General features: G+C 65.4%; 22 protein-coding genes, 1 pseudogene and 1 other annotated feature. Of the genes and pseudogenes, 21 read left to right on the forward strand and 2 right to left on the reverse strand.

Going from position 1 to position 25,047, the window contains the following annotated elements; translation table 11 throughout:
* Window positions 1-50: 50 nt before the first annotated feature.
* Window positions 51-1,273 (forward strand): IS3 family transposase gene (locus ACE3N6_RS07460; RefSeq protein WP_374244555.1). Its coding sequence is split into 2 segments (ribosomal slippage): window positions 51-333 and window positions 333-1,273, totalling 1,224 coding nucleotides; the frame shifts between segments, so codons are not numbered across the junction.
* Window positions 329-445: a sequence feature (AL1L pseudoknot), on the forward strand. Its footprint overlaps the gene before it by 117 nt.
* A 48-nt stretch (window positions 1,274-1,321) precedes the next feature.
* Here the strand turns inward: ACE3N6_RS07460 and ACE3N6_RS07465 are convergent.
* Window positions 1,322-1,888 (reverse strand): annotated as a pseudogene (locus tag ACE3N6_RS07465) (transposase); the annotation flags it as partial.
* A gap of 101 nt (window positions 1,889-1,989) precedes the next feature.
* On the opposite strand from ACE3N6_RS07465, the gene ACE3N6_RS07470 reads away from it, so the two are divergent.
* The 11 genes from ACE3N6_RS07470 (at window position 1,990) to ACE3N6_RS07520 (ending at window position 9,070) form a co-directional block, all read left to right on the forward strand.
* Window positions 1,990-3,170, forward strand: a protein-coding gene (locus ACE3N6_RS07470; protein ID WP_374244556.1) for an IS3 family transposase whose coding sequence is annotated in 2 segments (ribosomal slippage) — window positions 1,990-2,257 and window positions 2,257-3,170 — 1,182 coding nt in all. Because the reading frame shifts where the segments join, the coding sequence is not laid out codon by codon here.
* 232 nt (window positions 3,171-3,402) lie between these two features.
* Window positions 3,403-3,741: a hypothetical protein gene (locus tag ACE3N6_RS07475; RefSeq protein WP_374244557.1), complete on the forward strand. Its 339-nt coding sequence runs from the start codon at window positions 3,403-3,405 to the stop codon at window positions 3,739-3,741.
* A gap of 332 nt (window positions 3,742-4,073) precedes the next feature.
* Window positions 4,074-4,685 (forward strand): JAB domain-containing protein, encoded by a 612-nt coding sequence (locus tag ACE3N6_RS07480; protein WP_374244558.1) that lies wholly within the window; start codon window positions 4,074-4,076, stop codon window positions 4,683-4,685.
* Between the two features lie 75 nt (window positions 4,686-4,760).
* Window positions 4,761-4,892 (forward strand): hypothetical protein, encoded by a 132-nt coding sequence (locus tag ACE3N6_RS07485; RefSeq protein WP_374244559.1) that lies wholly within the window; start codon window positions 4,761-4,763, stop codon window positions 4,890-4,892.
* A gap of 72 nt (window positions 4,893-4,964) precedes the next feature.
* The gene (locus tag ACE3N6_RS07490; RefSeq protein ID WP_374244560.1) at window positions 4,965-5,540 is read left to right on the forward strand and encodes a hypothetical protein; all 576 of its coding nucleotides are present in this window, start codon (window positions 4,965-4,967) and stop codon (window positions 5,538-5,540) included.
* The gene (locus ACE3N6_RS07495; RefSeq protein ID WP_374244561.1) at window positions 5,524-5,928 is read left to right on the forward strand and encodes a hypothetical protein; all 405 of its coding nucleotides are present in this window, start codon (window positions 5,524-5,526) and stop codon (window positions 5,926-5,928) included. The genes ACE3N6_RS07490 and ACE3N6_RS07495 overlap by 17 nt, the downstream gene beginning before the upstream one ends.
* A gap of 105 nt (window positions 5,929-6,033) precedes the next feature.
* A complete protein-coding gene (locus ACE3N6_RS07500; protein ID WP_298626037.1) occupies window positions 6,034-6,321 on the forward strand; it encodes a hypothetical protein in 288 nt (95 codons plus the stop codon).
* A 4-nt stretch (window positions 6,322-6,325) separates the two neighbouring features.
* Window positions 6,326-6,700 (forward strand): hypothetical protein, encoded by a 375-nt coding sequence (locus tag ACE3N6_RS07505; protein WP_374244562.1) that lies wholly within the window; start codon window positions 6,326-6,328, stop codon window positions 6,698-6,700.
* A 239-nt stretch (window positions 6,701-6,939) separates the two neighbouring features.
* Complete coding sequence (locus ACE3N6_RS07510) at window positions 6,940-8,178, forward strand: tyrosine-type recombinase/integrase (protein WP_374244563.1); 1,239 nt, start codon at window positions 6,940-6,942, stop codon at window positions 8,176-8,178.
* 204 nt (window positions 8,179-8,382) lie between these two features.
* Window positions 8,383-8,658, forward strand: coding sequence for a type II toxin-antitoxin system Phd/YefM family antitoxin (locus tag ACE3N6_RS07515; RefSeq protein WP_374244564.1), 276 nt, complete (start codon window positions 8,383-8,385; stop codon window positions 8,656-8,658).
* A complete protein-coding gene (locus ACE3N6_RS07520; protein WP_374244565.1) occupies window positions 8,645-9,070 on the forward strand; it encodes a putative toxin-antitoxin system toxin component, PIN family in 426 nt (141 codons plus the stop codon). Before ACE3N6_RS07515 ends, ACE3N6_RS07520 begins: the two co-directional genes overlap by 14 nt.
* A 203-nt stretch (window positions 9,071-9,273) precedes the next feature.
* On the opposite strand, the gene ACE3N6_RS07525 is transcribed toward ACE3N6_RS07520, so the two are convergent.
* Complete coding sequence (locus tag ACE3N6_RS07525) at window positions 9,274-10,971, reverse strand: hypothetical protein (protein WP_374244566.1); 1,698 nt, start codon at window positions 10,969-10,971, stop codon at window positions 9,274-9,276.
* A 443-nt stretch (window positions 10,972-11,414) separates the two neighbouring features.
* Here ACE3N6_RS07525 and ACE3N6_RS07530 point away from each other — a divergent pair, with 443 nt between their 5' ends.
* The 9 genes from ACE3N6_RS07530 (at window position 11,415) to katG (ending at window position 25,011) form a co-directional block, all read left to right on the forward strand.
* Complete coding sequence (locus ACE3N6_RS07530) at window positions 11,415-12,788, forward strand: tyrosine-type recombinase/integrase (protein ID WP_374244567.1); 1,374 nt, start codon at window positions 11,415-11,417, stop codon at window positions 12,786-12,788.
* A 72-nt stretch (window positions 12,789-12,860) separates the two neighbouring features.
* The gene (locus ACE3N6_RS07535) at window positions 12,861-13,148 is read left to right on the forward strand and encodes a hypothetical protein (RefSeq protein WP_374244568.1); all 288 of its coding nucleotides are present in this window, start codon (window positions 12,861-12,863) and stop codon (window positions 13,146-13,148) included.
* Between the two features lie 108 nt (window positions 13,149-13,256).
* Window positions 13,257-13,523 (forward strand): hypothetical protein, encoded by a 267-nt coding sequence (locus tag ACE3N6_RS07540; protein ID WP_374244569.1) that lies wholly within the window; start codon window positions 13,257-13,259, stop codon window positions 13,521-13,523.
* Window positions 13,524-13,682: 159 nt separating this feature from the next.
* The gene (locus tag ACE3N6_RS07545) at window positions 13,683-16,856 is read left to right on the forward strand and encodes a hypothetical protein (protein ID WP_374244570.1); all 3,174 of its coding nucleotides are present in this window, start codon (window positions 13,683-13,685) and stop codon (window positions 16,854-16,856) included.
* A gap of 505 nt (window positions 16,857-17,361) precedes the next feature.
* Window positions 17,362-19,398 (forward strand): CHAT domain-containing protein, encoded by a 2,037-nt coding sequence (locus ACE3N6_RS07550; protein WP_374244571.1) that lies wholly within the window; start codon window positions 17,362-17,364, stop codon window positions 19,396-19,398.
* The gene (locus tag ACE3N6_RS07555) at window positions 19,395-21,092 is read left to right on the forward strand and encodes an amidohydrolase family protein (RefSeq protein WP_374244572.1); all 1,698 of its coding nucleotides are present in this window, start codon (window positions 19,395-19,397) and stop codon (window positions 21,090-21,092) included. The genes ACE3N6_RS07550 and ACE3N6_RS07555 overlap by 4 nt, the downstream gene beginning before the upstream one ends.
* A 579-nt stretch (window positions 21,093-21,671) precedes the next feature.
* Window positions 21,672-21,935, forward strand: coding sequence for a type II toxin-antitoxin system Phd/YefM family antitoxin (locus ACE3N6_RS07560; protein ID WP_374244573.1), 264 nt, complete (start codon window positions 21,672-21,674; stop codon window positions 21,933-21,935).
* On the forward strand, window positions 21,935-22,351 hold the full coding sequence (locus ACE3N6_RS07565; RefSeq protein ID WP_374244574.1) for a type II toxin-antitoxin system VapC family toxin: 417 nt from the start codon (window positions 21,935-21,937) through the stop codon (window positions 22,349-22,351). The genes ACE3N6_RS07560 and ACE3N6_RS07565 overlap by 1 nt, the downstream gene beginning before the upstream one ends.
* 464 nt (window positions 22,352-22,815) lie before the next feature.
* Entirely contained in the window at window positions 22,816-25,011 is a 2,196-nt protein-coding gene (gene katG / locus ACE3N6_RS07570; protein ID WP_374244575.1) for a catalase/peroxidase HPI, read from the forward strand.
* The last annotated feature ends 36 nt before the right edge of the window (window positions 25,012-25,047 follow it).

A 25,047-nucleotide genomic window follows, 5' to 3' on the forward strand; every position in this document is an offset into this window, starting at 1 on the left:
TGAATCGCCCCGGGTTTCGCGGAGGCTCCCACTCTTGAGAAGATGGAGCCATGAAGAAGACAACGAAATACGCCCCGGAAGTGCGCGAGCGTTCAGTGCGGATGGTGTTCGAGCAGCGCAGCGAGCACCCGTCGCAATGGGCAGCGATCCAGTCGATTGCGGCGAAGATCGGCTGCACGGCCCAGACACTGCATACCTGGGTTCGGCAGCACGAGCGGGACACCGGACTGCGGGACGGGGTCAGCAGTGCCGAGACCGCACGGATCAAGGAACTGGAGCGGGAGGTTCGGGAGCTCAAACGGGCCAACGAGATCCTGCGCCTGGCTAGCGCGTATTTCGCGCAGGCGGAGCTCGACCGCCGCAACAAGTGACCCACGACTTCATCGACATGCACCGGGACCGTCTCGGGGTCGAGCCGATCTGCAAGGTCTTGCAGGTTGCCCCGTCGGCGTATCGACGCCGGGTGGCACGCCAGCGCAATCCTGGTTTGCGCAGCCCCCGGGCGCTGCGCGACGAACGCTTGATCAAGGATATCCAGCGGGTCTGGCAGGCCAACCTGCGGGTGTACGGCGTGCGCAAGGTGTGGCGACAGTTGCAGCGGGAAGGCATCGAGGTGGCCCGCTGCACGGTCGAGCGGCTGATGCGCGCTGAGGGACTCGTCGGCGCCCGGCGCGGCCGCGCGGTTCGCACGACGCATGCCGATCCGTCTGCGCCCTGTCCGCTGGACCGGGTCAAGCGGCAGTTTGTGGCCGAGCGCCCGAATCAGCTCTGGGTCAGCGACTTTACGTATGTATCGACCTGGCAGGGGTTCGTGTACGTCGCCTTTGTCATCGATGTGTTTGCCCGTTACATCGTCGGCTGGCGCGTCAGCCGCTCAATGCACACCGAGTTCGTGCTGGACGCGCTGGAGCAGGCCTTGTGGGCACGCCAGCCCCAGCGGGATGCCTTGATCCACCATTCGGACAGAGGAGCCCAATACGTGTCCATCCGCTACACCGAACGACTCGCCGAGGCGGGCATCGAGACATCGGTCGGCAGCAAGGGCGACAGCTACGATAACGCCTTGGCTGAAACGATCAACGGACTCTACAAAGCGGAGTTGATCCATCGCCGCGGGCCCTGGAAAAGCGCTGAAGCGGTGGAACTGGCAACCCTTGAGTGGGTGGCCTGGTTCAACCATCATCGGCTGCTCGCGCCTATTGGCTACATGCCGCCCGCTGAAGCTGAGGCAAACTATTACCGCAGTCAAACCGGTCAGGCTGTCATGGCCTGACTAAAGCCAAACGGCCTCCGCGAAACCCGGGGCGATTCAGTACGCCAGCAGCTCCTTCTTCAAGGCGCCTCGCGTCTGGATGAACAAGGTGCGATAGATCGTCTCGTGTGACACCTGATGACTCGCCTTGTCGGGATAGGTGCGCTTGAGCCACCCGGCAATCTGTTCGGGTGACCACTGCAACTGGAGTTTGGCTGCCACCACGTGGGCAAGGGCACGGTTCTCCAGCAGCTTACAGCGCTTGGGGCGCCGCGCCCGATCCCAGGCCGCCTGGTCGGCCTGACAAGCCCTGTAGCCGCGTAGCCCTCCATTGCGATTGATCTCTCGGCTGATGGTCGAAGGCGCTCTCCCAAGTTGGCCGGCAAGGACACGGATGGAGTGCCCCGAAGCCAAGCCACGTGAAATTTCTTCCCGCTCACTCAGCGTCAGTGCCCGTTTCGAGCGACTGCGTGGTGCAGGAGGAATGCCGCCGGTCTCCGCCAGAATTCGCTGAACCGAGGAGTGGTGCCGATCGAAGAGTTGTGCAATCTGTTGAAGGGAGTCTCCCTTCCTCCAGCGCTCCCACATCAACGCCTTCTGGCTTTCCGAGTAATAGATCCGAGGTCGCTGTTTCATCTGCAACACCCCTTCTGCCCGCGTAGGCTCTAGTGTGTGTAGTGGTCTAATTTCTGCGGACACCTCGATAGGTGGATCATTCACCGTTCGAGGAGAAATTGATGAGCAGAAAGCGCAGATCGTTCGACACGGAGTTCAAGCTCCAGGTCGTGAAGATGATCAAGGATCAGGGCCTGAGCGTCGGGCAGGTTTGTCGTGACATGGGCCTGGGCGAGACGGCTGTGCGTCGCTGGCTTGCGCAGTTCGAGGCGGAGCTGCAGGGCCAGAGCGGGATCGGCAAGCCGCTGACCGCGGAGCAGCAGCGCATTCGTGCGCTTGAAGCGGAGGTACGGCGGCTGCGCGAGGATAACGACATCCTAAAAAAAGCATCGGCCTTCTTCGCCCGGGAACTGAAGTGATCTACCGGAGCATCGCCCAGTTGCAGAAGAAGGCCGGCGGCGTGGCCAGGGTGTGCCAGGTGCTGGCGGTGAGCCGCTCCGGTTACTACGCGGCCCGGCGGCGTACCGACCAGGGAACGCAGGTGTGCCCGGTCAGCGTCCGGCTGCAGGCCGCCTTTGCGCGCTCGGGGCGAACCTACGGCACCCGCCGCCTGCAGGCTGCGCTGCGCGGCGAAGGGATCAAGCTGGGGCGCCACCGGCTGCGTCGCCTCATGCGCACCCACGGGCTGCGGGCAACGTGGCGACGCAAGTTCATCCACACGACGGACAGCCGGCACAGCCTACCCACGGCCCCCAACGTGCTGGACCGGCAGTTCGAGCCGGCGGCGCCCAACCAGGCCTGGGTGTCCGACATCACCTATCTGCGCACGCGTAGCGGCTGGCTGTACCTCGCTGCCGTGATGGAGCTCTTCTCGCGCAAGATCGTCGGCTGGGCCATGGCGCCGACGATGCCGGCCGAGCTGGTGTGTTCGGCACTGCAGATGGCCATTGCCCAGCGCTGCCCGGCACCGGGCCTGATCGTCCATTCGGACCGCGGCAGCCAGTACGCCAGCGAGGCCTACCGTCGTTTGCTCGAACGCCACGGCCTGCGCGCGAGCATGAGCCGAAAGGGCAATTGCTGGGACAACGCCGTGATGGAGCGTTTCTTCCTGAACCTGAAGATGGAGCGGGTCTGGCAGCGCGATTACGCCAACCACGCCGAGGCCACGCGCGACGTCACCGAGTACATCGTCGGTTTCTACAACAGCGTGCGCCTGCATTCGAAACTGGGCTATCTGTCACCCACCGCTTATGAGCGGGAAAGGGCAGCAAAACACCCTATCGGGGTGTCCGAGAATACTTGACCACTACAGTGTTGCATCCACCGGTTGAATCCACACCGATGAGCTGCCGCTTAGAAGGGAGGGCTGACCACTTGAAAAAACGTCATCTCGCTGCCTTCGACCAGATCACAGACCTACCGGATTCCACTATGTAGTGGCTGACGGGCATCGGACCAAAGTCAGTTTGACCCGTTCCGGCCACCGGCCTGATCCCGCCAAACATCCCATCGTTGCTCCCTTCCCCGAGGTCACGATGCCCACCACGCTCATCCCGCCCCCTCCCCGCCCCGTCTTCAAGCGCAAGCCCGCCGAGCCCCTGCCCGTCGGCTTCCTCACCAAGGCCGCCGGCCTGCCCGGCGGTCGTACCCTGGCCGTCGCCCTGGCGCTGTGCATCCAGGCCACCTCCACCGGTTCCCGTACCCTCACCTTCGGCGCCTGGCTGCGCACCCGCTACGCCATCTCCGATGACGCGGCCCTCGACGCGCTCAACCGCTTGTCTGCCGCCGGCCTGATCTCCGCCAGGCGGGGTCGCGGCCGATTCGCCGTCGTCACGCTCCACCTCGACGACGAGGCGCCGCTCGCCGCGGCCTGACCGATAAGAAGAAGCCGGTGCAGGTTTCTCCTGCACCGGCTTCTTCTTTCGCCCCGCTTCCGCTTCAAACCTCTCCCGCCTGCCCTCGCCCAGCTTGATCCCGGCTCGCGCACACCGCTGACCTCGTCAGGTCCGCTAAGAGCCTGTTAGCGCCGGTTCCGGCTGTTTGCCGCAACCGGCGGGCGTCAGAGCCCCCGCCTTCGCTTCCATATCATTCCTGTGATCCAGCCGGATCTCCATAGGCCCTGCTCACCTCCGGGTGACCGGGGCCTTTCTCTGTCCACGCCGCCGATGCCCCGCTGCGTGGGCATCGGTCTTCTCCGGAGGTCTTCATGTCCGATCCCCTGATTTCCATCCGCACCTTACCCACCGCGAGCCTGCTCGGGCTGCTGGTCGGCGATGTCGCCGCCGACGCCCTGGCTGGCCGGTCGCTGGCCGAGCTCTTCCACCTCCATGCCCGCCAGAGCGGCGTCTGCGAGACACCGTCTGACTATCGCGCGGCGCGCATCCTTGGTGCCGCCCGCGAGCTGCTGACCCGGGCGCTCGCCGAAGCCGTCGAACTGGGCGACTGCCTGGACAGCCCGCAGAAGGTCCGTGACCTGCTCCGCCTGCGCTTTGGCAGTCTTCCCCATGAGGTCTTCGGCGTCGTGCTGCTCGACAGCCAGCACCGCGTACTCGATGTGGTCGAGCTTTTCCGCGGGACCCTGGCCCAGACCTCGGTCTATCCCCGCGAGGTGGTCAAGCTGTGCCTGGAGGCGAATGCCGCTGCGGTGATCCTCGTCCATAACCACCCGTCCGGCAGCCTGGAGCCGAGCCAGGCCGACATGGCGCTCACCGAGACGCTGAAGAAGGCCCTGGCGCTGGTGGACGTGCGCGTGCTCGATCATTTCATCGTGGCGGGCACCGCCTCGCCCTTGTCGTTCGCCGAGCGCGGGCTGATCTGAATCCTGTTTCTCGCGCCTTCGTCAGGTCCGCCTGCCGAAGGAATGTTCGTGTTGTCGTCCCTGAGGAGTGCTTGTGTGTTTCCGTTCCTGCCTGCTGTGCTGGCGGCCCTGCCGACCGGCCCCGGGGCTGCCGTGGCCTTGCTGGCTGCTGCTGCCGCTTATGCGCTGACCCAGCGCCAGATCGACGCCAGCGTCGAGATCCGCTGAACCGCCGTTTTTCCTGTTCATGTCGCCCTCTCGGCCCTGCGGCCCGGGGGGTGTCTTTCTTTTGGAGGCCCCATGGCCAAGAAACCCGAGGTCGCCTCGACGACCTATCACCGGCTGCTCGACTCCCGCGCGCTGACCCTTTCCGGCAGTTCCGCAATCCAGTACGCGCTGCTGGCCGATCCCGACCACGCTCAGGTCTTCCTCTTGATCACCGCGGCCGAGGGCGGCGGCAACTTCAACCGCGAGGTGGTGGCCCTCGACATTCTTGAGGCAGCGGTGGATGCGGCGCCGGCCGGCAAGCCCTTCGGCTCGAAGCAGCTCAAAGGGGCGTACCAGGGCCGCAGCAACAACAACGCGCCCTACGCCTGCGCGGCGCTGCTCGCCCAGGGCCTGCTCGCGAAGTCGCCGGAGGTGAAGTTCGGCCTCGTCAAGGCGGGCGACTGGGACGCCTGGCGGCTGCAGATGATGGCGCTACCGGGCGAGCTCTTCGTGTTCCCGCCGGTCCCGGTCGAGGTGGCCATGCCGGTGACAGCAACCTCCGCGGAGCCGAAGGGCAGGAAGAAGGACAAGCGCGGCGGCAACCGCTTCATCCCGGTGGTGGAAACGGCTGAGACCGACGAGGAGGTGTCCGATGCGAATCCTGCGTGATGCGGCCGATGTGGCGGTGCTGGAGGATGAGGAGCTGCGGGCGCTGATCGAACGGCGGCTCGACGAGCGGGAGATCGGCGACGCGTTCGATGCCGAGCTGCACGGGCCTTTCGTGGTGATGCTCCCCGGTGATGGCCTCGCCGAGATCGAAGCCGCTGTCGGCATCCCCCTTCTCGTCAATCCGGTGACCCACGTCCCCTACGGTGATCCGGCCTTCAGCCCGATCTTCGAGTACGCCGGGCGCCATGCCCGCTTCTACGAGCTGGTCTTCATTCCCGGCGGGGGTGATGAGGGCGTGACGCTGTTTGTGCCCCGTCACCCGGATGTGGAGCCGCGCCTCTTGGAGCTGTGCGCCGAGTATGCCGTCACCGAGCCGGTGGAGGTCTAGTCCCGGGGGGCTTCCGCCCCTAAGGACCCCGTCCATCTTGCTGCCTTTGACCCCTGACGCCCGATGCGAGGACCGCATCGGGCGCTTTGCTTTCTGGAGAACCCTATGAACCAAGAAACGCGCCTGCGCTTCAGTCCCGGCGAGATCGTCGCGACCCGCGGGGCGGATGCCCTGCTGCGCGAGCAAAACCTTCACCCCGTCAAGCTGCTGGCCCGCCACCTGACGGGCGACTGGGGCGAGGTGGGCGCCGAGGATGCCCAGGCCAACGAGGCGGCCCTCCAGACCGGGGCGCGGCTGCTGTCGGTCTATACCGTCGCCGGCGTCAAACTCTTTGTGATCACCGAGGCAGAGCCGCGGTCGGTGACGACAATCCTCCTGGCGGATGAGTACTGAGGCGATGATCCCATCGAACCATCCCATCCCGCTCGATGCGGGCGTGGCGCGGCTCGTGGCACTGCTGGACGAAGACCGCTACGAGTGGTTTGCCGAACGGGCGGGCATCCTGGAGTTCGAGGCCCGCCTTTCGCGGATCGATGCCGAACGACGGGCCTTGATCCAGACCCTGGCCCGGTATGGCTTTCCCGGGCAGCCCCAGCTCTGCCTGCTGCAGGTCGAGATCGGCAGCAGGGCCCAATGGGTGCTGGCCGCGGATGAGGTTTTTGCCCGCCACCAGCTGGCCGTACTCGGAGCCACCGAGGTGCGCACGGTCGATCCGGCCGACGTGCTGCATCGCCAGTTTGGCGATCTGGCGTGGCTCGGCACCGCGCCGTAAGCCTGCCCCGCCGCCGCGCCGGAAACACCGGCAAGGGACCGGCAGCCGCCGACCCACCCCGTCCTGGCCCTCACGCCTGTCCCCTCGCTTCAGCCTCGCCAAGTCGCTATCGCACCGCCACGTGATCCTGGCGGCGGCGTGCTTCGGACTTGAGAGACTGAGTGCGACCGCGACGGGCAGAGTGTGGGCGGGTTGGGGGCACTTCTTCCATTCCTTCTTTCGATCGAGGAGATTTGACGATGAACCGCGTCACACGATTCCGATTTACCGTCCGCGCCATCGAGCAGTTGCTGCCCTGCCCACTTGATGCGCCCGGCAAGGGCTATGAGGTGAGCGACACCGAGATTCCGGGCCTGCGCCTGTCGGTGTCGAAAGGCTCCGGGCGCAAGACCTTCTGGCTGCGCTATACCTTCCGAGGGGCGAAGCGTGCGATGCGCCTGGGCGGGTTTCCGGCGACATCCCTTGCTGATGCCCGGCGCCTCGCCCTTGAGGCCCGCGGGCAACTGGACCGGGGCGTCGATCCGCAGGAGGGGCGCGATCTGGAGCGCAGTTCGCCGACCCTGGCGAGCTTCGCGAAGGATTATCTGGAGGGGTATGCGAAGGTCCATAAGCGCAGCTGGCGCGACGACCAGAGCAAGCTGGACCTCCACGTAATTCCCTTCTTCTCGGCCGAGCGCCGCCTGTGCGACATCCAGCGCCGGGACGTCGAGCGTTTCATCGCGGCGGTGCGAAAGACCCATTCACCGGCGACGGCGAACCGCTTCCTGTCCCTGCTCTCGGCGATGATGCGGCGCGGGGTGACCCTCGGCGTGCTGCCGGACAATCCGTGCCGCGGGATTCCGCGATTTCGGGAGAATTCGGGCAAGAGCCGGTATCTGAGCCTCGAAGAGGTCGGGCGGCTGGTGGTGGCGATGGACAAGGACCCGGCGCCCTCGGTGATGGCCGCGCTGCGCTTCATGCTGCTGACCGGCTGCCGGCGCAGCAATGCCCTCAAGGCGCGCTGGGAGCACATGGACCTCACGCGGCGGATCTGGTTCATGCCGATGACCAAGTCCGGCAAGCCGCAGTACTCGCCCCTGTCGGAGGAGTGCATCGTGCTGCTGAGCAAGCTCAAGAGCCGGCAGGCGAGTCCATGGGTGTTTCCGTCGCCGACGGATTCGACGAAGCCCCTGCGCGACCCGAGGAAAGCGTTTGCAAGGGTACTGGCGGCGGCGGGTATCAATGGACACGTGCGCCTGCACGATATACGCCATACGCATGCGGCGCTGGCGGTTAGTCATGCCGGCCAAACCCTGTTCACGGTGCAGAAGCTGCTCCATCACGCCAGTCCCCAGACCACGATGATTTATAGCCACATGGCCAACTCGACCCTGGCCCAAGCCTCCCAGGCGGTCTCGGACGTGATCACGCGGGCAACGCAGGCAGCGAAGGGGGATGGCATAGCGCCGAAGCCTGAAGAGGCGTCGCTGGCCCGTTGAACGATCGCCCGCTTGATCGTCCCCAGAGGGCGACGGGCGGGTGGTCTATTTTTTTGGTGTCAATCTTGCGAAGGGGGTGTATTTAGTTGCGGAATTGGCACCACCTGCGTGGGTGCGTAAGCCCGCACACGGACGATGGATCAAACGGCCCCTTCCGTATTGTCTATAATCGCCATACTAGCTATCTCACCCAGGAGACTACCCATGCGTACCGTGACCTCCGTCGAGGCCCAGAACCGTTTTGGCGAGCTGATCGATAGCGCCCAGCGCGAGCCGGTCACCATCACTCGTCGAGGGCGCCCCGTGGCCTTCGTGCTCTCGCCGGAAGACATGAAAGAGCTGCTGGCCGTCCGCCAGCAGCGCGAGCGCGTGGTCAGCGATTTCGAGACTTTTTTCAGTGCCGCCGACGCCCGCCTGAAACCCGAGGCCGCCGACCTGTCCGACAGTGACGTGCAGCGGATGGTGAATGAACTTCGTTAAACGGGTTGTCTTCGACACCAGCACGCTCGTCAGTGCGGCGCTCCGGCCGACCTCCATTCCCCGCCAGGCCTTCCTGAAGGCCATCGCCGAGGCCGAGCTGTGCGTATCCGACGCGACGCTCACCGAGTTCGGTGAGGTCATGGCGCGCGACAAGTTCGATCGTTACCTCGACCGGGCACTGCGCATGCAGTTCTTCGAGCTGTACCGCCAACACGCCCGGCTGTTCCACGTTTCCGAGGCCGACGAGAAGACGCTCGAACCGCCGTGCCGCGATCCGCGCGACAACAAGTTCCTGGCCTTGGCCCTCGCCTGCTCGGCCGACGTCGTGGTGAGCAGCGATGAAGACCTGCTGACGCTCAACCCCTATCGCCGCATTCCGGTCGTCCTGCCACGGGAGTTTCTGGCGCGCTGATGGGCGGTGTTGGCGGTCAGGAAAGCGCCGCGGGCGGGCAAACAGGTGTCGATGGTTTCGGTGTCAATCTCTACATGGGGGTGTATGAAGTACGCCAATTGACACCAGCGACAGCGCGTAAGCCGGGGCAGGATCAAGAAACCTGCCCCGGCGCCGCTTTCTTGTGATCCGGACAGGCAAAGGCCTGTCCGGATCACCTCAGGTCACGAATCCCCCTCACCAACAAACCGGAATCGAATCCGCAGCGGTTGGACCGCGACGTAGTGCCCCCGCGACGACAGCCCCGGATAGCCCGTCTCGAATGCGCTCAGTAGCGCAAAGCGGCGAACATCCTGGCGGGGGGGATGCAGCAGGCCCAGCGTAGTGACATGGTCCATCTTCACGTCGTACAGGCCGTTGTCCTCCAGCCAGGCCCGTGTCGACGGAGTCACCCTCCCCGTTTCCTTGAGCGCCTCGATGTGCGCCCGGACCTTGCGAAGGTGCGGCTGCGCAAACTCGCGGTTGTGCGCATTGACGAGGTCCGTCAGCTGGCCGCACAGTTTCTTGAGGGACATCGGTACGACCAGCGGCCCGCGCGGCCAATCCGGGACAGGTGACACGACAAACGCGTCGTCGGGCGCGAGCTGCTTCAGCGCATCGACGACATGGTCTGGGACCGCCACGCCAAGGCTCAGCCATACCGGGCTGTAAGGGATGCCGGTCTTCGCGACCGTATCGATCGTGAAGTCTCGATAGGCATCCGGGGACACCCGTACCTCGGTTGCACCGCCCTCCTCCTTGACGGTCGCCAGCCACTCCGCGTGACACTTCTGGCGAGGGCGCCCCCGCGGCCTCGCCACCGAGGCCCGGCCCGATGGGCCGTCGAAGTCCAGCACCCGCGCGTTGATGAACTGCGACTGCGGGTCGAAGGCGAGCAGCAACACCGCCCATTCGCCCGTCTCCGTGTTCAGCAGAACCTGATGCAGATGCAGGACATGCAGGACGCCGCGGCTGCGCAGATCCTCAATGAATGCGTCCTCCGGCGAAACGGGCAGTGCCCGGGTAGCAGCCACGGGGTCCCAGGTCGGGCGCGGTGCATCGAGATCGGCCAGCCCCTGGAGAAACGACGCCCGACGGCCAAGGAGCGGGTGAATCGCAGGGAACCCCTCGAGATGGTGGTATAGAGTCCGTGCCGACCATCCGGTCAGCGCCTGCAGTTCCCACCAGACTCGACTCCAGCGCTTGAAGCGGGGTTTCGGCCCGGGCTTGCCACGTGGTGGCTTGGGGGCTGGCACCGGCTTCACCTGAGCTGGTAGCGCCACCTGCACCGCGACGGCGGGCGCTGTTGGCGGTGTCTCCGACTTCGGTCGCCCACGGGCAAGCGGGGTGATGGCCGGGGCGATCTCGGAGGCGGCTACCTGTAACGGGCGCGTCTTCATCTGCACCGACGGAACCACCTGCACCGCGACGACTGCTGGTGTCGGCGGTGGGCTGATCGACTTCGGTGGTGAACAAACCGCCTTCTGCTTCTTCTTTCGCCGTCGGGGTGTTGACGGCGTCTCCGACTTGGGGCGCCCTCGTGGAAGCAGGGTGATGGCCGGGGCAACCACGGAGACGCCTGTTCGCTTCATTTGCGCGGCAATCCACGTATCCGTTTCTGCCCTTCTCGTGGCGGCAGCAACGGCCTCATGCATATAGCGCAGCACCGTGCGCTCGCAGACCCGGACGTGGAAATGCCGGTTGAACGCCTTGGTAATCTCCCGGACCGGGCGTCCGACGAAACGGCCCGCCTCCTTGTCGCCCTCTTCCTGCGGGGAGAGCCATTTCACCAGCAAGTCGTGGCGCTGACGCGGTGGTATCCGCTTTCTGGGTGGCTGGGTGGGCGGAATGGCGGGCATGTGGGCCTGGAACGTGGAGATCAAGGGGTGGGATGTACGTCAATGTCGAATTTTACGACACCCCCTTCCGGATCGTGAAGCCAAATCAGAAGCCAAATCATCGTCATGTATACATGAAATCTCTGGACAGACATACCAGTATCGACCAGACGAAATCCGTACCCTTGCGCACGTGCCTGGCGTGCCTCCCCCGATCGCTCACAAAGCCGTTCCCCGACTGCCCTTTAAGACCAATAAATACATTTATTTTCAACGCTATAAGTCAGAACATTTGTCGCTTTGAACGCCAATTTATTTTCGACTAATCTCTACTCCGTGCAAGACAGCAATGCGCAACACACGAGGAGAAATCATCAGAATGTCTAACGTCAAATATACGGAAATCGCCCGCGATGACGCCCACCAGTCGGCGCGCGGCATCGTCGCGAACCTCTGCGGGTTCGGAACCGCTCGCAAGGTGGTCTGACATGACGCTTGTCCTGCTTCCGCACCCTATCCCGCTTGAGCCCACCGACGACAGGTCAGCGGCTCACGACGGCGCGAAGATCATTCCGCTCAAGGTCAGGCGCCATCACTGCCAGGATGTCACGGACATCGCCAGGGCCTGCGGATGCGATCAGCCCATGCTCAAGCCCGGCCGCACCCTACGGCCCAAGGAGCGGGCCACGACCGGCGTCCCCGGCCTCAAGCAGGTCGCGTCACTGACCGATCCGCGCGTCTGGAACTGGGTCTTCCGCTACACCAACCCGGAGACGGGCAGCAGGGCGTCGATCTCTTACGGGTCATCGGTCGAGGTGACCTTTATGGAGGCCGTCGCCCGCGCCCAGCGGGACCGGGAAACGGTCCGCCGCGGCCGCAATCCGGCCGCCTCGAAGATGACGCTCAACGTGCTCGTCGAAACCGTTGTCACCCCGTGGGCCCAGGAGAACCTGCGCTCATGGAAGGACCTGGTTTCGCGCTACGTCCTGTACTTCGCCGAACCGCTCGGGGCAATGCAGATTAGCGAGATCTCGGCCTTCGACGTGGAGCAGGTCCTGGCTGAACTGCGCAAGCCCGGCAAGTCCCTGCGGCGCAAGCGCCTGAAGGCGGCCACGATCAACCGTGCGGCGATGGCGCTGCGGACGATCTTCCGGCTGGCGAAACAGCACGGTCTGATCGACCACAACCCCCTGGACGGGTGGCAGCAACTGCGCGAGAACCCGCCGCCGCCGATGGCGCTGACGGTGGAAGAGGTCCGGCGCCTGCTCATCCGCCTGCAGGCGGAGTCGGAGCGCTTTCGCCTCCTGATCGAACTGCTGCTGGAGACGGCGCTGCGGATCGGCGAAGCCCTCAATGCCCGCTTCTCGGACGTGGATGTGCAGCGGCGCCTGCTGAACCTGCGGGAATCCAAGGGCGGCGGGAACGAGATCGTCCCGTTGACAGCACGCGCCCTCCAGATCATCGAGCGGCTGCGGGAGCTGAGCCACAACGACCTGCTGTTTCCGGCGGCACGCGGCGATGGGCCCATGAGTGCGCCCCGCAAGGTGCTGAAACGGGTCTTCGCTGACGTGGGGATCGATCCGTCAGCGTGCTTTCACACGCTCAGAAAGAGCACAGCCAGCCTCGCCGCGAGCAGCGGAGTTGACGTCATTAGCATAAGTCGACTGCTGCGGCACCGCAGCATCCGGACGACGGAGCGCCATTACCTCGCGACCTACCACGACCACCTGCACCAGGCGGTCAATGTGGTCAGCGATCTGATCCGCGCCCCCGAACCGGAGCGTCCGATCCGCGGCGCCCTGCCCTGCCCCTCAGTGCCTTGTATTGAGATCCCGCGCGAGCTGCGTCTCGTTGCGGCGTGAGTTGAGCACCACCCGTTTCATCACCCCGCCCGGCGCCAATCCCGGCTCCGGGCACCACTCAGGAGAAGCACCATGACCATCGAGATTCACGGCGACGAGCGCGACTGGGAGCCTGGCGGCATCTATTACGACGGCCCCGTTTACACGCCCGAGGAGGACGACGAGGACTACGACGATTGCGAGGTCGAAGACCGCGACACCTACGAGGCCGAGCATGACTACAGCGAGGACGATGCCGACGATTACGACACGCCCGCACCGTGCCGCCCGACCTATCAGGCACCGGCCCGGCAGAAGCTGACAACCCTCAAGATGCCGCGCCCCGTCCGGGTCCAGCGCTATATCGACGACGAGTTTTAACGGGCAGACAGCCCGCTAGAAGGTGTGGGGCAGCACCGTCTTTGCTTGCCGGCGATTGCCGGTGCCGCCGCCACGAACAACAACGGCCATTTTATAAGGAGATCTCTCATGGCCCAACGCAACTTCCGCTTCCCCAACGGGAAGACCGTCATCCAGTACCACCAGATCGGCCGCTTCCAGGCCTACCCGAGCGGCGTGGGCGTGTTCAACCTGCGTGACCGGATGGTGGATTTCCTCCACACGGCCAACGAGACCATCGCGATCCTGGTCGTCGAGATGCTCGACAAGGTGTGGGCGAGCAACGGGCGCATTGCGCCGGACTGGTCGATGCTCGATCTCGAGGAGCCGACCGAAAGCGCCACCGCGCCGCACTGACCCCAGGTGGCATCGCCCGTCGCGGCGATGCCTGACCGGGCCGTCTGCCTTTTGAGGCGGGCGGCTCTTTTTTTGTCCATCGGTCGGGGTCAGGCCGTCGGCCATCAGGTCGGCGATGGCTTCGGCCGGTGTCAATCTCGACGTGGGGGTCGATGAAGTATGGAAATTGACACCAATGCCGCCAAACCGACGATGCTTGAACGCGTCGTCGAGGCCCGGAAGGACCGGGCGCGCTTCAGGCGCAAGAAGGGCGCGGAAACGGCGATGGAGCTGATCGTCGAAGAGCCGGCCGCCGCGGCGCGGCCCAACCTCGATGCGCTCCTCGCTCACCTGGACGGCGTGTTTCGTCCCTTGATGGAGAGGGCCCGCGTCCGGCGCGGGACTACCTCTTCTGCAGCCCCGACCATCGAAGGTGGGCAGCTGCCGCCGCCGGTCGAATCGGATGTCTCGCCCGAGGATCAAGTCAAGCTGGACGGCTTTCTGACAACGTGCTGGCAGCCGCCGCCGCTCGCGGTCATGGCGCAGCCGCTCACGGGGGGTATCGGTGCAGATGGCAAACGCCTTCCTCCGCGCCGGGGCTTCGGCCCGCCGGTCTTCGTGGGCTTTGATTGCGAGTGGGAATATCGGGCCAAGGGCCGCAACGTGCTGCTGTCGGTCCAGTTCTATGTCGTCGGGCCGACGGGGCTGCGTTACGGCAAGGTCATCAACCTCGTGGGCAAGGACGCCGTGCAGGATCGTCCGTCGCTGGCCGAAGCGCTGTACGAGCTGCTCGACGAGGCCGAGATCGAGTGCGTCTTCGAGGAATGGCCCCAGGAGGTCGTGCTGTGCGGCCACTTCACCAGGGCGGACATTACCGTCTTCCGGGACTTCAAGCAGTTCCGCCATCAGCTCCAGGCGGTCAATGGCACCCTCGCCACAACGGCCCGGCCGGCCGAGGTGAAGTTGCCCCTCAGGGAAGAGCAGGCCGAGCGGCTCAAGCACCGTTACCGCTACGTGGTGGGCGATGACTTCGACCCGCGGGTGCTGTCGGTGCGGATCGTCGATTCGGCGCGGCTGGCGCCGCCGGGTACGCCGCTGGCGAAGCTCGGGGACTGGCTGGACGTGCCCAAGGTGCTGCTGCCCCGAGGCTACCGCAAGTCCGAGATGCGGCGCCTCCAGCGGGAGCTGCCTGGCCTGTTCAAGGCCTACGGGCTGCGGGATGCCGAGATCGCGGTGCTTTATGTCTTGTGGGTACTTTGGTTCTGCGACCGCTACCTGGGCATCAAGGGTTTATCGGCGACGGCGAGCGGCCTGTCGGTGCGCCTGGTGCAGCTGTGCATGCGGCGTGACGGCGTGCATCCGGACGTGGCGCTGAACTTCGAGAAGGTCCGGCGCTGGCGCTGGAACGAGGTAACCGGGCGTCCGACCTCCCAGACCCAGCGGGTGCCGACGCGGGTGCGGCGCTGGTTCGAGGCCTTCTTCGCCGACGTGTATATGGGCGGGCGCAACGAGTGCTACTGGTTCGGCCCGACGCCGATGCCACAATCCGGCTACCGGCTGTTCGACCACGATCTGGCAGCGTGCTACGTGGTGAGCCTCGCCGGCATCATGAGTCTCGATTACGAGCGGATCGAGATCACTCGGGACCTAGAGCGCTTCCGCGGGCATGTGGCGGGCTACGCCGAGGTGGAGTTCCGCTTTCCGGAAGGGACGCTGTACCCGTGCCTAGCGGTAATGATGGAGAAGTACGGGCTGTGGTATCCTCTCTCCGGCGTGGCCCTGGCGACGGCGCCGGAGATCGAACTGGCGCTGGAGATGGGCGCGGAGATCACGATCCGCTTCGGGGTGGTGATTCCGTGGAAGGACCGCGCGGCGGTCTTCGCGGAGAGCGCCAGGCGCCTACGGCGGGAAAAGACCAGGCAGGACGGTGACGTCTTCGTGCCGGCGCCGGAGATGCAGTTTCCGCCGGCGTCCCACGGCGATGTGGGCTACCGGCCTTTTGAGTCGGGCTCAATCTACACCCGCGCGATGCGCCTGAAGTTCGACAAGAAGTCCCTGCCCCACCAGTTCATGAAGCTGGTGGGCAATGGCGTGTATGGCAAGACCGGCCAGGGCTTCAAGGGCAAGCGGGCGCTGGACATGGCGGACCTGAAGTACCGCGCGATCGGCCCGTCCGGGATTTCGGAGCCTGCGGTGGCGGCGCTGGTGTCGGGTTTTGCGCGGGCCGTGCTCGGCGAGATCCTGTGGAAGCTGCCGGCGGGTGCGTTGGCGGTATCTGCGACCACTGATGGAGCGCTTGTTTCAGTGGAGACGCTCGACCTGTCCGGCACGATGTGCCGGCGTTTCCAGGCGCTGGTGGACCGGATCGCGCCGGGCACGGCGATGACGGAGCTCAAGCACATGATCGGGCAGGCGGTCGCCGGCAAGACCCGCCTGCAGCTCACGGGGCTTGCGATCGACGGCCAGGAGCCGGTGGTCGCCAAGGGCGGCATCAAGGTACCGCTCGACAGCGCCGAGGGCGACGAGGAGAACGAGCGCGCTCTGATGCGCCCGGAAAACCAGAACCGCTTCATGGTGGATCTCTTCGCCAACCGCCAGCCCGGGCAGGTCATCCAGCGCGCGTCCCTGATGTCGCTGGGCGAGATGGTGCTCAACGACTGGGACCTGCAGACCATCGATACGCCGGTGCGGCTCAACATGGAGTACGACTTCAAGCGCCGTCCGGTCGATGCCCGCATGGTCCGGATCGAATCGCTCGGGGTCGAGCATCTGGCCTTTGCCACCGTGCCGTGGAACAACGCGGCCGAGGGCGAGCTGGCCCGGATGCTGTTCGACCGCTGGCGCGAGGGGGAGAAGGACAAGGAAGGGAACTGGGTCCGCCCGGCCCATTGCCTGAAAACGATGGCCGACTGGATGGAGTGGCAGGCGTTCTACGGGCTCTATGCGGGCAACCATCAGCGGCGGGCGCGGTTCCAGGCGCTGCAGGGGGCGTCCGACGTGACGGTAAGGGCCGACGGGCAGGACGAGGGGCAACAGAAGCGCCTGCGTGGGCCCACGGGGCAGGTGTATGCAACGACCCGGACCGGGATGCTCGGGACGGCGATCCGGACCTTCCTGACGGCTTATGTGCAGCGGACGTGGGGGCTGGACGGCTCCGACCTGTCGCAGGCGAAGCTCGCCGCCTGGCTGACCGAGGCGGGCTACCCGGTGAAGGTGCATGACGTGAAGAACGCGGGGCGCTCTCAGTTGCATGAGCATGTGTCGCCGGAGACCCCGGAGGTGGTGGCGTTCCTAGAGGTCGTGAAGGCGCGGTTTCCGGGGCTGGAGACGGGGCGGTTTTTGGTGAGGGGGTAGTCGGTGATGGTGTGAGTGAGGAAGGGCGGGAGCCGCGATCGCGGCCCCGCTATGCATTATGCGTAATGCGCAGTCCGCGTCCTCAAGCCATGGGCCCCAGCGAGCTTGGCTCGCTGGGTTTTAAGTACGAAGCAGGTCTATGCCCCTTCTTATCGACTACGCCCTGCCCGCTCCTGTAAATCTCATCTCCGGTAAGGGCCACTCCTAGGCCGAAGCTGCCGTTAGTTCATACTCATGGGAGTGGCTGGTACTAAGAGCTGCCGGTGAGAGTTACATTGCACTTGCAAGCGGCCTGCATTCGTCTATGTTGAATACATGAACTAGCGGCAGACTCGTTTCGGCCACAACCGGCCATTCACCTGTTCCGCTAAATTGTCATTCCAGAGACCGTTCCAACCTGAAACCTGCCGAACAGGTAGCCCCCTTGAGGTCTCGGTGGCATGCGATCAGGATGGTTCGCAAGGCCGCGTAGGCGCTGGCGGCGCGCTCTAGTAGGGAGTATCAGATGGCAGATCACAAGAAAGCCAAGGGATGTTTTCTTGCGCGCACGTGGACTGCGGTCGCAATCGCCATCCTTGCTGTCCTGGGGATCCTTTCCGCTTGCGGGAAGATGGAAGAACCTAAACCCGTGGATTCGGCTGCCCCGGGAGAAAAACCTACAGCCATGGCGCCTGCCCCGGCCTCAGCGGCGGTCTACTACAACGCCGCCATCGATCCGCAGTTCACTCGGCCCGCCGCGCAGCCCGAGATTCCAGTGGTGCGAGCCGGTGTGCCGACCGTGCTGCGCTTCGGCATGGGCGCGCGCTGGACGACTTCCGACCTTCCGCCAGTGCAGCCCAACCCAGCTATCATCGAGAGCGCCGTCGACGTTCCCTTGACCGTCCTGCTGGCCTGCTCGTTCTGCGATGCGCCGCGCTCGTTCCAAGGCAACCTGGTCTATCGGCCGCGCGACCGCGAGTCGAACGCTATCGAGTTCCCATTCGTGCCCTCTGCCTCGAAGACCGGCGAGGGGCGGCTCGAGATCTCGGTGTTCGACGACCGCAGCGGCGCCGAGTACGATCGCATCGTGCTTGATGTCGTCGTCAGCAATGCTGCGGGGCTCGAGCCCGTGCAGGGCAAGGTCGCGTTGCCCTCGAGCGGCGTGCTCACCAACGTGCCCGTCGCGCCCTCGGCCGACGTGATCATCGATGTAGCTGCGGACAACACCGGCGGCGGCGTGGTCACGCTACGCGTGACGCCGCTCAAGCCCGCCCTTCAGTCGGCGCTCGCACGGCACGCGCTGGACGCCGACGGTCGCTGGCGCACCTTCAGGACTGCGCTCATTGACCAGTTGGACATCGAGCGTGTCACCACCCAAGCCTACGGTGAGATCACGGCGCTCGTCCTGCAGGGCGACTTCCTGCGCGCGCTGCGCCGCCTGGGCCATGGCGTGGCCCTGCCGAAGGAGGTGCAGGAAGGAACAAAGGGCCTCACCGACAAGCAGCGCGCCGAGGTTGCGCGGGTGTTCGGCATGTACGGCCAGAACCTGTACGCCGCACTCTTCGAAGATGGCGTTGATGGCAAGGAGCTCGCGCCGGTGATTGCCGAGTTGGAGCGCGCCGCGCGCGATGCGCCGGCCGACCGCCCCCTGCGGCTGCTGGTGCGCTCCGCGCGCGTCGTGCTGCCTTGGCAGTACCTGCATCCGCCCGGAAGCATTGATCCGGAGAACTTCTGGGGCATGCGCTTCAGCCTTGCCGCGACGCGCGTGAACACCGGCCGGCGCGAACTTGCGTCTCCCGCGCCGGACAGCCGCACGGTCGCCTTCCTCAAGTACGCCACGGCCACTGATGACACCATCAAGTACGGATACGCGGACCGCCAGATCGACCAGCTCAAGGCATTCGCGGCACAACCGCTGGTCATCGATTCGCGCAAAGGGCTCGTCACGGCCTTCACCGATCGCCGCTTGGAGATCGCGGCCGTCATCAGCTTCCTGCACGCCGCCTCCGGCCGCAAGTTGGAACTGGAGGGCAACACGGTCAAAGTCGGCGAGCAGGCCTCCGGGCCGGAGATCGAGTTCAGCCCGGCCGATGCGGTCGACACCGGAACGCTGGAGAATCTCAGCAGCGCGCTGAGGGCGTACGAACGCCCCGTGCTGGCCGGCGGCCCGCTGGTGTTCCTCAACGCGTGCGAGACAGGCCCTTCCACGGTCGCGCTGCCGCACGTGAAGCTGGAAGACGCGATGTTCAAGCTCGGCGCGCGCGGCGTCATCGTCACCGAGGTGGCGGTCTGGGTGCCGTTCGGCCACGAGTTCGCCACCCGCCTGCTCGATCGGCTGGGCAAGGGTGAGCCCGTCGGCGACGCAGTCACCGCCGTGCGGCGCGAGATTCTCAAGGACCGGAAGAACCCCTTCGGGCTTCTGTATGCCTACTATGGGGATCCATCGTTGCGCCTGCCGCATCAGTCATCGGCCGGCGCGCCGCAAACAAGCTTCACGCCTGCGGGCCCACAGGCCGCAAGTCAGAAGCGCACCGCCCAGCTGACCTCGGGAGACCGACCATGACCCACGACCCTCAGCGCCGGCGAATGATCCTCGCCCTGTCCACTGCGCTGCTGCCGCTGCCTGGCTGCACCGCCGCGACCGCCACACTATGTCCTAACGACCCGGTGCTCAGCGACCTCAAGGCCCCACTCACCGTCGATGTGCATGCGCACGTCTTCAACGGCAGTGACCTGCAGATCAGGGAGTTCCTGTCCCAGACGGTGATCGGCCCGGACTCAGAGCTACGTACTCTGGTGCGCGAGATGGGGGCCGTGCTGCAGGCGCTGGCCTGGAACTCTGCGCCCAGTGCGCGCGAAGAGGCACGCCAGATCGACGCGTACACCCGGCCCGGCTCCCGCTGCGCGGACAACACGCAGCTGCGAGAAGCCGCCGCACCCGCCTTCCAGGACGGCTACGCGCGCGGTAGGCGTGAGCTGCAAGCCGCCGCACAGTCCACGCGAGCGCAGCCCGGCACCGCCGCGGTGCTCGGTCCACACGCCGGCCTGCCAGGCCCGGGACTGGGCGCTGCCATCGATGCGTTGCCGCCCACCTTCGAGGAGTTCGACCAGCAGAGCCGCGAGCCCGCCTCCGTGCTCGGTTCGCAGCCGCACCTGGCGGGCTACCTACAGTTCGTGCTGCATCACTTCAACCACCGGCACGTCAACGCGCTGGACTACCTCGCCACCTACTCGCCAAACTCCACTCGTAAGATCGACCTGCTGGTGCCGTGCATGGTCGACTACGACTTCTGGCTCGCCAAGGGACGGCCGACGAAGACGTCGCTCGACGACCAGGTGGACCTCATGGCACGCATTGCGGTCCTAACCGGAGGCCGAGTGCACGGCTTCGTTCCCTTCTGCCCGTTCCGAGAGCTGATGACTGCAAAAGGTGACGAGCCCGGCGAATCGCTCCGTCTGGTGCAGCGGGCCATCCAGTCCAACGGCTTCATCGGCGTGAAGCTCTATCCGCCGATGGGCTTCGCACCACTGGGCAACTCCGGCCTCCGCGTTTGGAAAGGCAAGCCCACCCTGCCGCCCGTCGCGAACGATGGAGACTTCGGCAAGCGACTCGACGGCGCGATGCGGCGCCTGTTCATCTGGTGCCGGGACAACGATGTGCCCGTGATGGCGCATGCCAACCACTCCAATGGGCCGTACGAGGAGTTCAAGGATCTGGCCGGCCCCGAGTACTGGCAGCAGGCGATCGACGCGTTCCCTGGGCTGAAGGTGAGCTTCGGCCACTTTGGCGACACCGACTCCGAAGACCACGACGGCGAGCGCGCCAAGGCCTATCTGAGGCTGATGACAAGCGCGCATGGCTCCAAAGGTGAGAATGTCTACGCCGACGCCAGCTACTTTGCCGGTGTGCTGACCAACCCGGTGAAGATGGCCGAAGTCCTAGCCGATCTTTACACCGACTCGGAGCGCCGTGTGCTGACCGAGCGCCTGATGTACGGCACCGACTGGACCATGCTGCTGCCACAGAAGAACGTCGAGCGCTACCTGCAAGAGTTCATGGGCGTCATGCGGCGCGTCGAGCAGTCGTCCCTGACCGGTGTAACGCCGCGCGGTGCGAGTCTTTCGGATGCCTTCTTCGGCGACAATGCCGTGAGCTACCTCGGCCTAAGCCGCAATAAGCGCACGCGCGCGCGGCTCGAGGCGTTCTACGATCGACACCAATTGGAGACGCCCGATTGGATGAAGAAAATCGGCTAAACGCGGGCCCGCCTAGCGCACAGATGTCACGCGAAACATCGGGGACTTCGAGGCGACAGGGGTGAAGCTGCTAAACCCGTGGTCAAGTCCTCCGCCCTGACGCTCACAATCTCGTTGCCATCGCGGGCGAAGGGTCATGTCCGGTCTTCCCGGCCGTAATGACCTCGCTATGGTTCCCCTCTGGTCACCGGCATACAGGGTAAGTGCTCGTCCTTATCGGTGTAATGTCCTTGTAAATCCTGCGGTGATTCCGGGAAGTACCTACTACGAGAGTGGGCTTCTCACGAACTGTTAATCCGTAGGTCCCTGGTTCGAGCCCAGGTCGAGGAGCCAAGACAAGCAAGCAGAAAAGCCAATCCGCAAGGGTTGGCTTTTTTGTTGTCTGGTTGATCTCTGGTCCGTGGCCAGCGATGCCGGGCGCGGGATCGCCCATCAAGGCGCGGCCGCTCCGACGTCCCCGCCCAATGCGTCGCGATGACAGCCATGAGCGGCTGGGATGTGAGCGCCACAAGATCCGCTGCAACTATCGCGACCCGTGCAGGACAAAGTACAATGTAGCAACATACCTACACAAAGGAGATGAGCGTGCCGAACACAATCCTTTCGAGCCGGGAGTTCAACCACGATGTCGGGCGCGCTAAAAGGGCTGCACTCGAAGGCGCCGTCTTCATCACGGATCGCGGGCGCCCCTCCCACGTACTGCTATCCGTCGAGGCCTACCGCAAGCTGCTGGCCAAGGAGCCCAACATTGTCGATCTGCTGGCCCAGACCGACGCCGGGGATATCGACTTTGAGCCCGTACGTGTCGGCGATTCCCTCTTCCGTCCGGCAGATCTCGCCTGATGTATCTGCTCGATACCAACGTCGTCTCCGAGCTTCGGAAGGCAAAGTCGGGCAAAGCGGATGCAGGGGTTATTGCCTGGGCTGCAGGATTACCGGCTTCTGAACTATTTCTCTCCGCCATTTCCGTGCTGGAGCTTGAGATGGGCGTCCTGCTCGTCGAACGCCGCGATGCCGCCCAAGGCGCCGTCCTCCGCAGTTGGCTCGACAAGCACGTCCTTCCCGCCTTCGCGGAGCGCATCCTGCCGGTGGATACTGCCGTGGCCCGACGCTGCGCGCGGCTGCACGTACCCGATCCGCGGGCGGAGCGGGATGCGCTCATCGCGGCGACCGCCTTGGTGCGTGATCTGACTGTGGTCACGCGAAACGTCGGTGATTTCGAGGCAAGCGGCGTCAGATTGCTGAACCCGTGGGGGTGATACTAGCCCCGGATCAATGAGTTCCCCGGATGAGCCACGCAGGAAGATGCGAAACGCTGACGCATCCCCATCCGCACGTAGGATCAGGAGCAGCCGTTTCCGGTCCTTTTTCACTGATCGGCACCACATCTGGTTCATCTCTGGTTGCCAACGGCGAGCCACACCGGGCGCTCATGGTGTGACCCGCCCAGCCTAGACTGACCGAGCAGCAGTGACTACCACGGCGCTTTCACGAACTGTTAATCCGTAGGTCCCTGGTTCGAGCCCAGGTCGAGGAGCCAAGACAAGCAAGCAGAAAAGCCAATCCGCGAGGGTTGGCTTTTCTGCTTTCCAGCCCCGGATTGCCAGCGCCCCTCTCCTATCGCTCTCATCGCCAAATGCAATTGGTGTGCGCGGCGGCAAAACCATACAATTGTTCCGACGGTCCACCGGTGACCGACCAACAACAGCAAGAGGAGATTGCCATGTCCGCCGAATCCAAGTGCCCGTTCTCGGGCGACGTCCGCAAGCACACCACCGCCGGCGCCCCCTCCAATGCCGACTGGTGGCCCAACCAGTTGAAGCTCGGCATCCTTCACCAGCACACGGCCAAATCCAACCCCATGGGCGAAGGTTTCAACTACGCCGAAGCCTTCAAGCAACTCGACCTGGGCGCCGTGGTGAACGATCTTCACGCCTTGATGACCGACTCGCAGGACTGGTGGCCTGCCGACTTCGGCCACTACGGCCCCTTCTTCGTCCGCATGGCCTGGCACAGCGCCGGCACCTACCGGGTGAGCGACGGCCGCGGTGGCGCGGGCACCGGCAACCAGCGCTTCGCCCCGCTCAACAGCTGGCCCGACAACGCCAACCTGGACAAGGCCCGTCGCCTGCTCTGGCCGGTCAAGCAGAAGTACGGCCGCAACATCTCGTGGGCCGACCTGATGATCCTGGCCGGCAATGTGGCGCTGGAATCGATGGGCTTCAAGACCTTCGGCTTTGCCGGCGGGCGCGAGGACATTTGGGAACCGGAGGAGGACATCTACTGGGGCGCCGAGCGCAAGTGGCTCGACGACCAGCGCTACAGCGGCGACCGCAACCTGGAGAACCCCCTCGCCGCCGTGCAGATGGGCCTGATCTACGTGAACCCCGAAGGCCCCAACGGTAACCCCGACCCCGTCGCCGCCGCACGGGACATCCGCGAGACCTTCGCCCGCATGGCCATGGACGACGAGGAGACCGTCGCCCTCATCGCCGGCGGTCACACCTTCGGCAAGACCCACGGGGCGGGCGACGCCAAGCACGTGGGCGCCGAACCGGAGGCTGCCGGCATCGAGCAGCAGGGCTTCGGCTGGGCCAGCACCTACGGCAGCGGCAAGGGTGGCGACACCATCACCAGCGGGCTGGAAGTGACCTGGACCACCACCCCCACCCGCTGGAGCAACAACTTCTTCTGGAACCTCTTCGGCTACGAATGGGAACTCACCAAGAGCCCGGCCGGCGCCCACCAATGGACGCCCAGGCACGGCATGGGCGCCGGCACCGTGCCCGACGCCCATGACCCGACCCGGCGCCACGCCCCGGCGATGCTCACCACCGACCTCGCCCTGCGCTTCGACCCCGCCTACGAGAAGATCTCCCGGCGCTTCCTGGAGCACCCGGAGCAGTTCGCCGACGCCTTCGCCCGCGCCTGGTTCAAGCTCACCCACCGGGACATGGGGCCGGTCGCCCGCTACCTCGGCCCGCTGGTGCCTGCCGAAACCCTGATCTGGCAGGACCCGATCCCCGCCGTGGATCACCCCCTGATCGACGAGCAGGACATCGCCGCCCTCAAGGCCCGCCTCCTTGCCTCGGGCCTCACCATCTCCCAGCTCGTCACCACCGCCTGGGCGTCGGCCGCCACCTTCCGCGGCAGCGACAAGCGCGGCGGCGCCAACGGTGCGCGCATCCGCCTCGCCCCGCAGAAGGACTGGGCGGTCAACCAGCCCGCCGAACTGGCCCAGGTGCTCGCCACCCTCGAAGGCATCCAGGGCGAATTCAACGCTGCGCAATCCGGCGGCAAGAAGCTCTCGCTGGCCGACCTGATCGTGCTGGGTGGCAGCGCCGCCATCGAGGCCGCCGCGAAGAAGGCCGGCTTCGACGTGAGCGTGCCCTTCGCCCCGGGCCGGATGGACGCCTCACAGGACCAGACCGACGTGGCCTCCTTCGCCGTGCTGGAGCCCGCCGCCGACGGCTTCCGCAACTACGTGCGCCCGGGCCTGGAGGGCGTGGCCGCCGAACTGCTCATCGACAAGGCCCAGCTCCTCACCCTGACGGCGCCGGAGATGACCGTGCTCATCGGCGGGATGCGCGCCCTGGGCGCCAACTTCGACCGCTCGACCCACGGCATCTTCACCGCCCGACCCGAGACCCTCTCCACCGACTTCTTCGTGAACCTGCTCGACATGGGCACCAGGTGGCAGAAATCCGCCACCGCCCCGGGCGTGCTCGAAGGCCGCGACCGGGTCACCGGCGACCTCAAATGGACCGGCACCGTCGTCGACCTGGTGTTCGGCTCCAACTCGCAGCTGCGGGCCCTGGCCGAGGTGTACGCCAGCGACGACGCGAAGGAGACCTTCGTGCGCGACTTCGTCGCCGCGTGGGCCAAGGTGATGAACCTCGACCGCTTCGATCTGGCCTGATCGCGGCCACGCAGGCATGAAGGGGGCGCCCCGGCC

The organism is Zoogloea sp. (genome assembly GCF_041904905.1).
In the GTDB taxonomy this organism is placed as follows: Bacteria; Pseudomonadota; Gammaproteobacteria; order Burkholderiales; family Rhodocyclaceae; genus Zoogloea.